The 7,335-nt window shown below is 41.2% G+C and carries 7 protein-coding genes; 6 read left to right on the plus strand and 1 reads right to left on the minus strand.

The genetic code is table 11. From position 1 onward, the window contains the following. Positions 1–52: 52 nt before the first annotated feature. From ACFQ0V_RS02700 to ACFQ0V_RS02725, 6 genes are all read left to right on the plus strand, one after another. Positions 53–1,807, plus strand: a complete 1,755-nt coding sequence (locus tag ACFQ0V_RS02700) for an isomerizing glutamine--fructose-6-phosphate transaminase (RefSeq protein WP_381009356.1) — start codon at positions 53–55, stop codon at positions 1,805–1,807. Positions 1,808–1,822: 15 nt separating this feature from the next. Further along, on the plus strand, positions 1,823–2,230 hold the full coding sequence (locus ACFQ0V_RS02705) for a DUF3221 domain-containing protein (RefSeq protein WP_381009358.1): 408 nt from the start codon (positions 1,823–1,825) through the stop codon (positions 2,228–2,230). A 145-nt stretch (positions 2,231–2,375) separates the two neighbouring features. Beyond that, complete coding sequence (locus tag ACFQ0V_RS02710; protein WP_381009360.1) at positions 2,376–3,551, plus strand: MFS transporter; 1,176 nt, start codon at positions 2,376–2,378, stop codon at positions 3,549–3,551. Between the two features lie 107 nt (positions 3,552–3,658). Next, positions 3,659–4,597 (plus strand): transglutaminase domain-containing protein, encoded by a 939-nt coding sequence (locus ACFQ0V_RS02715; RefSeq protein ID WP_381009362.1) that lies wholly within the window; start codon positions 3,659–3,661, stop codon positions 4,595–4,597. Positions 4,598–4,690: 93 nt separating this feature from the next. Then, a complete protein-coding gene (locus tag ACFQ0V_RS02720; protein ID WP_381009364.1) occupies positions 4,691–5,122 on the plus strand; it encodes a hypothetical protein in 432 nt (143 codons plus the stop codon). A gap of 20 nt (positions 5,123–5,142) precedes the next feature. Continuing rightward, the gene (locus tag ACFQ0V_RS02725; protein WP_381009366.1) at positions 5,143–5,358 is read left to right on the plus strand and encodes a hypothetical protein; all 216 of its coding nucleotides are present in this window, start codon (positions 5,143–5,145) and stop codon (positions 5,356–5,358) included. A gap of 42 nt (positions 5,359–5,400) precedes the next feature. Here ACFQ0V_RS02725 and ACFQ0V_RS02730 read toward each other — a convergent pair whose 3' ends face one another. Continuing rightward, the gene (locus tag ACFQ0V_RS02730) at positions 5,401–7,089 is read right to left on the minus strand and encodes a methyl-accepting chemotaxis protein (protein ID WP_381009367.1); all 1,689 of its coding nucleotides are present in this window, start codon (positions 7,087–7,089) and stop codon (positions 5,401–5,403) included. Positions 7,090–7,335: the final 246 nt, after the last annotated feature.

Consider the following 7,335-nt stretch of genomic DNA (forward strand, 5'->3'; position numbering starts at 1 on the left):
AAGAGATTGTGGAATAGGTCAATAGTGCGTGTAAGAAGTAGGAGGGATGGTCATGTGTGGAATGATAGGCTATGTCGGAAGCGCATTAATTGCGAAGAAATACATTATTGACGGATTAAGACGTCTTGAACATAGAGGAACTGAAGCGGCAGGAGTTGCCATTCAGCCTGATCAAACATTATCTTTTTTTAAACAAGGAAATCCTTTAGCGAACATTCAGTTAGCTTTAAATGAAATTGAAGAAGCGAAAACGGCAATTGGGCATACGCATTGGTTAATTGGGGAACAGATGGACAGACGCAGTCATTTACATGGGATGGAAGAGGGACGTTTTGCGATTGTGTTTAACGGTACCGTTAAAAAATGGGGACGAATTTCTAAACAGCAAGAGGATTCAGATATTGAAACATTTTTTCGCTATTTAGAAAGGGGAGCACAAGAAGGAAGAAGTATCCGCGAAATGTTACAAACGTTCATACAGGAAGTGGAAGGAATTTATGCTTTCATTTGTCTCGACGTACATACCCCTAATATATTATATGCTGCGCATGAGCAAAAAAATCTTTGCATCGCAGTGAGTGAGTCAGCGATGATGATCGGTGCAGAACAACGAGCATTTACAGAAGATTTTACGGAAGTGATTCACCTCGATTCTAAAGAACTCGCCATCGTCCAGCCGAAACAATACACCGTTTTGAAAGACGGACATCCAATCAAAAAAGAACAGCACCCGCTCCACTTTCAAAAAGTAGAAGTAGCGCTCGGCAATTATGCCGATTATATGACGAAAGAAATGAATGAGCAGCCAGGAGTACTTTGTGAGCTTTCTCGTCAATATTTAAAAGACGATGGCACACTTGATATTTCACCGAAAGTTGTCGCGATGCTTCAAAAGGCGAAACGTCTCGTCATCATCGGTTCAGGTACGAGTTATCATGCGTCATTGATCGGTAAGCGGATGTTTGAGCGGATGGCACAATTACCTACGGATGTGTATGAAAGTGAAGAATTTCTTTACAATACACCTCAGCTCGTTGAAGGGACGGTTTGTCTTGCGATTTCTCGTTCAGGAGAAACGCCTTCTATTTTAGAAAGCATTAAAAAAATGAATCGCTACAACGTCCCGACGATCGCTATTACGAATGAACAACAGTCGTCCGTCGTTCAATTTGCAGACGAATCTTTATGGATTCATGCAGGGCCTGAACTCGGGATTACATCGACGAAAGTGTTCGTAGCTAAAATCGCATTTCTTTCTATGCTTGCCATTGCATTAGGACGAAGTGAAGGGATGTATGATACATTCGACGTTCCGAAAAAATTCGCCATTACAGCTCAAGCGATTCATAGTGTTTTGGATAAGCACCAACGTTTTCGTACGTGGTTGCCCGCATTGCTTATGCGCAAACCGAACATCACAGTCATTGCCCGCGGGTTAGATTATGCGGTAGCGCAAGAGGGAGCTTTGAAATTAAGACAAATTGGCTCATTACATGCTGACGCTTACGTCGGCGGTGAATTGCGCTATAGCCCGCTCGCTTTAGTACAAGAAAAGTCGATTGCAATTGCGCTCATCACGAATAAGCGCAATGCGAAGCCGATGAGGAAAGATATTGCAGAAATTCGTTCATATGGAACGAAAGTGTTCGTCATCTCGATGGAAGGACTCGATGAAGAGGGGGATGATTTCGTTTTACCGTTAACACACCCGATTATGGCCCCGCTCGTCGGTATTATTCCGTTTCAAATATTAGGATATTACGCTGCACAATTACGTCGTTTAGATGTGAATCAACCATTATATTAAAAGGAGTAGATCAATATGAAAAATATGATGAAATGGGGAGCTGTAACGATGCTCGCATTCAGTCTTGCCGCTTGTAGTGAAGAAACGAAAGAAAGCGTGGAAGAAGCAGGAGACAATATTGTAGAAGATTCAAAAGAAAATGTTGAGAAGGTGGAAGGACAAATGAAAAATGAAGCTGGTGTTCAAGGAATCGTCAAAGCGATCGATGGGGCGGACGTGACAGTAGAAGTGACGGAAACGGTAAAAGGGCCTGACATGGCGGAAGGATCTGAAATTGTTTTCCATATGGATGAAATTGAAGCGGATAAAGTGACGCATTTAAAAGAAAATGACAAAGTAGAAGTTCATTACAATGGCATTACAACAAAGTCATTACCGCCACAAGCGAATGCTGAAGATTTAATTATTTTAACGCGAGAGTAAGATAGAAAATAGAAAGTCGAATGCGCTGTCAAAGCACTTTGCATTCGGCTTTTTTATTTTTCCGAAAAATCGAGAAAAAAAGGTTGACTATGTCGTTACTATATCGTTTAATCTATATTTATTGCTTTTTAGACGGAGGTTTTATATGGACAAAAATACGAAGACGATGTTGTGGATTTTGCTCGGTAATTTATTCATTGCTTTTTTAGGAATTGGGCTTGTCATACCGGTTCTTCCGACGATTATGAATGAATTGCAAGTGAGTGGAAAAGTGATCGGTTATTTAACAGCATCGTTCGCTTTAACTCAATTAATTTTTTCGCCTTTCGCAGGGAAGGCTGTCGATAAATATGGACGAAAAATAATGATCGTTCTCGGATTATTTATTTTCGGGTTTTCTGAATTGTTGTTCGGTATGGGAAAAACGATTGAAGTGCTCTTCGTTTCAAGAATTTTAGGGGGCGTGAGTGCAGCGTTTATTATGCCTGCGGTCACCGCATTTATCGCGGACATTACGACGATGGAAACACGTGCGAAAGCGCTCGGTTTAATGTCTGCATCGATCAGTACAGGATTCATTATCGGACCAGGAATCGGTGGAATGCTCGCGATGATTGGTCCACGTGTGCCGTTTTATTCAGCGGCTGTACTCGGTACGGTAGCGGCTATTTTATCGATTCTTTTATTAAAAGAGCCCGAGCGTCAAAAAGTAGAGATTGAAGAATCAGGTCCGATGGAAAATATGAGCGGTTTTCGGAAGATTTTCGTCCCGATGTTTTTCATCGCTTTTTTAGTCATCGTCGTCTCATCATTCGGATTAGCGGCGTTTGAGTCATTCTTCAGCTTATATACGGATCATAAATTTGGATTCGAGCCGTACGATATCGCCATCGCGATTACAGGTGGAGCGGTATTCGGGGCGATTTTCCAAGTGTGGTTATTCGACCCGCTTACGAAGCGCTTCGGAGAAATTGGAGTCATTCGAGGTTCGCTATTTTTCTCGGCAGTTCTCGTTTATATGATGACGGTCGTCAATCACTATTGGGCGATTATGGCGGTGACGTTCACTGTGTTCATCGGTTTTGACCTCATTCGACCGGCCGTCACGACGTACTTATCAAGAATTGCAGGGAAAGATCAAGGATTCGTCGGTGGGATGAACTCCTTCTTCACTTCTTTAGCGAACGTGTTCGGACCGATTGTCGGTGGGATTTTGTATGAACGAAATATTGATGATCCGTATCATTTCAGCGCGGTCGTCTTAATGATTTGTGTCGTGATTACACTCTTTTGGCGCAAACCGAAAATAGCGACGACATAACGATGAGCTAATGCATTTTCCATTTCGGAAAGGCATTAGCTTTTTTATACGGTATGATGAAACAGAATCGTAAATAGAACGTAGAAGAGAGAAAGGAGGAATGTTGAATGAAGCGATTTACGTATTTCATGCCTCTCATGCCTCTCATCGCCTTATTAACGATGTGTGCACCGGTCGTTGAAGAAGAACTGAGACCACATTCTATCGAACAACCGATAGCGCAACCATCTGAACGTGACATGGTGGTCGAGATAGAGGGACAGAAAATAGAGCCGTTGCCGACAGATGATTTCATTACCGAAACAGAAAAACAATGGCGTGCACTATTTCCGAAAGTGTATGAAGAGGTGCGTTATGTTTTATATACGTCCGCTCCCCATTACGCGTTTTCTTTAACGGAGATTCATCCACAAGATTTAAATGATATGATTGAAGCAATAGCCAAAAATAGTCGTGTCGATACATATGTCGTCTCATGGCAAGCCGAATATCGGGGTGTTTCGGGAGATGTTTATTTCACTTATCGGTACGAAGCGGATGAGATTGCTAAACAACGAGTGTTTGTCGCAAATGAAGTAGAGCGCATTGCATCAGAAATTATTGAACCACACTTTGATGAATATGAACGGGTGAAAGCGATTCATGATTATATCGTGTTGCAAACGGCTTATGAGATGGAGTTATTCGAAAGTTGTGGGGAAGAAGGGTGCGAAACATTAGAAGCGGGACATACTGCATACGGATTGTTGAGTAATAGGTTAGCTGTTTGTGAAGGGTATGCGCGCACATTTTCCGCATTTTTAGATGAGGTTGGAATTGAAAATTACTACGTGACAGGGTATGGCGATGATGTTTTGCACGCTTGGAATATGGTGAAAGTAGACGGGGAATACTACTATGTTGATGTGACATGGGACGATCCGGTTCCGAACCAACAAGGAAAAGTACATTACGATTACTTTCTAGTACCGACGGAAGAATTGTACGGTCATGCGTGGATTCGAGAAGACTATCCTGAAACAGCGAAAACACGCTACGTCCGCTAACAACAAATTTAAGACAGAACAGTGAAAACGAGTGTCGCTATAAGAAAAATATGATACGCTAGTGAACGATATATGAAGTAGAGGAGGAATTGAATGAGGAAGCTTTCGTTCAGCCTATTAATCGCTTTATTGTTCGTGTTGGCAGCTTGTAATAATGATGTGGAAAGCGCACCGAATGAACAAGGTACTTTAACGGCTGATTTAGTCCCCGAACTCGTTCAAACATATGGGTTAAGTGAAGATGACATCTTACATCGTGCTGAGCTTGTCGATGGTACGATTCAAATAGATGTTTCTCTTGCACCTTTTGGAAATTTATCCGATGAAACATTAGCCCAAACGTTTTACAGCAGTATTAGCGAAGTCTTTTTAATGTATTCGGAAGGATGGGAACGTCTTGCGGTTTACTTTGAAGAATTAGATCATACCGTGATGCTTCATTATGCAGAGCATATGACAGATTCTTTAGGGAAGCGCACATTCCCTCTTGTACGAATTGAAGAGAAGATGAACGAACGCTCGTAAAGATGGGGAGGTGGAAAGGCGTGTTCAACTACTTGTATAATCGAAATGTGGATGATAAAGGCATGCACGAAATTCATCATTTGAACTGCAAACATTTACCTGATGCTGAAAATCAGCGAGCGATTGAAGGATATCATTTAGATTGTTCAGATGCACTCGAACAAGTGAAAAAGCAAACGAATCGAAACAATTTTGACGGGTGTTGGCACTGTTGTCCATCTTGTCATCAAGGATAAAAAGTGTGTCCAATCAACGAGTTGTTGAATGGACACACTTTTTTAAAACAGTTTAAATTGTGAAATTTCGTCTTGTAATTCCTCAGCGAGCTTAGATAACTGTTCTGAACTTGCTGAAATTTGTTCCATTGCCGCGAGTTGTTCTTCTGTCGCTGCGCTCGTATTTTGCGCGCTTGCTGTCGATTCATCAGCGAGTGAGCGCAATGTTGTCGTACTGCGCAACACTTCATTCGTCATCGCTTGAATTTGTTCAACAGCCGCCGATACCGTCTCAATCCGTTCGTTCACATCTGTGACAGAACGTTCAATTTGGTTGAATGTATCGAGCGATTCTGTCGTGCGTTCTAGTCCTTCCGATACTTTTTCTTGTCCACGGTTGATCGAACGAACAGCACGTTCAGCTGCTTCTCGCACTTCGATGATCATTTCATCAATTTTTGAAGCAGAACGTGTCGATTCTTCCGCTAAGTTACGTACTTCTTCAGCAACGACAGCAAATCCAGCACCATGTTCGCCAGCGCGAGCAGCTTCAATTGCCGCATTTAAAGCGAGTAAGTTCGTCTGTTCACTAATGCCAGCAATTAAAGAAGAAGCTTCTTGAATTTCGCTCGATTTGCGAGCCATTTGCTCCATAATTTCTGTCGACTCTTGAATCGTTTGGTCGATATCTTGCATTTGAATAGCTACATCGTCCATGACACGTTTACCTGTTTGTACGTAGCGATCCATTTCTTCGGCAGATTGCAACATATCTTCATTGCTTTCTGTAATTTGATCGATTCCGATACTTACTTCATTTAATGATTCAGTTGCTTGTTGTACATAATTTTCTTGATCTTCACTATTGCGCATGTTTTGTTCGGCTGTCGTCGCAACCATTTCACTCGATGCTAAGCTCTCTTCCGCGCTTGCAGATAGTTGTTGTGACTGTGCCGCAAGTTCAGTAGATGTATCGTTGACACGTTTCACGACGCTTTGCCACGTACCGAGCATATCATTTAACGATTGAGCCATACGTGCTGTCTCGTCTTTCGTCTTCACATGAACAGCTTCAATTGCTAAATTGCCATCCGCCATTTCTTCTAAAGCAATCGTCGCTTTTTCCAAAGGAACTCGAATCGATCGGCTTAAGATGATAAAGATTGCTAACCCTCCAAAAATCGCCACAGTCGCTACGATGAGCATTACATTGGTCGAACGTTTCACGACTTGATTTAACTCACTTAAGTTCTCGTCCGTAATATCATGCAAAACTTCTTTCACATGCCCAACTTGTGCTACGAAGTCACGATTAATTTGAGCCGCTTCTTCACGTTCTTGAATAGCACGTTCTGTTTCATCTGTACCGGAAGCGATTAATGATGGGACTCGTTCAGCATAATCGCCTCCTAAAGTCATCATCTCAGCAATCGGTTGTTGTAATGTTTCATATTTGCTCACTTTAACAGCAAAATCATCGGCTAAATCAGACACGGTTTCGATATTTTGTTCCAATCGTTGGCGGTCAGCTTCATTGTTATAAAGTAAATAAGCGCGCAAATCACTGACGATATGCGATTGGGATAAAATAATTTGATCGAGTAGATCGACTGTATCCAAATTCTCCTCCAAAATGATATCATACTCATTCGTTACACTTTTTGTCGAAAAAATACTAATGATGACGATGATTAACAACAAACTAATCATCGCAACAAAAGTAGCAATCAATTTCATACGAACGGATTTCATGAAAACCACTCCTTAAGAAATAGTAATAAATGCTTAACTTCTTCTATAATAACGTAAAAAACAAAATAAAACATATGAAAATAACAAAGAATTATAAATTAAATTAAAAAATAATAAGAAAAAGATATTTTTAGTATTTTGAAATAATGAATAAAATAGAAGTTTAAAATATGACGAAGGTACTGTCAATATTTTTGTGTAAATGACGATTCACCCATTCAAGGTAGTTCATCACGTGTGTATTCA

Source organism: Savagea faecisuis, assembly GCF_042675605.1.
In the GTDB taxonomy this organism is placed as follows: Bacteria; Bacillota; Bacilli; order Bacillales_A; family Planococcaceae; genus Savagea; species Savagea faecisuis.

Coding starts and splice junctions, on each gene's coding strand:
- ACFQ0V_RS02730 (WP_381009367.1), bottom strand. CDS start 7,089: ATGAAATCCGTTCGTATGAAATTGATTGCTACTTTTGTTGCGATGATT.
- ACFQ0V_RS02720 (WP_381009364.1), top strand. CDS start 4,691: ATGAGGAAGCTTTCGTTCAGCCTATTAATCGCTTTATTGTTCGTGTTG.
- ACFQ0V_RS02710 (WP_381009360.1), top strand. CDS start 2,376: ATGGACAAAAATACGAAGACGATGTTGTGGATTTTGCTCGGTAATTTA.
- ACFQ0V_RS02700 (WP_381009356.1), top strand. CDS start 53: ATGTGTGGAATGATAGGCTATGTCGGAAGCGCATTAATTGCGAAGAAA.
- ACFQ0V_RS02705 (WP_381009358.1), top strand. CDS start 1,823: ATGAAAAATATGATGAAATGGGGAGCTGTAACGATGCTCGCATTCAGT.
- ACFQ0V_RS02715 (WP_381009362.1), top strand. CDS start 3,659: ATGAAGCGATTTACGTATTTCATGCCTCTCATGCCTCTCATCGCCTTA.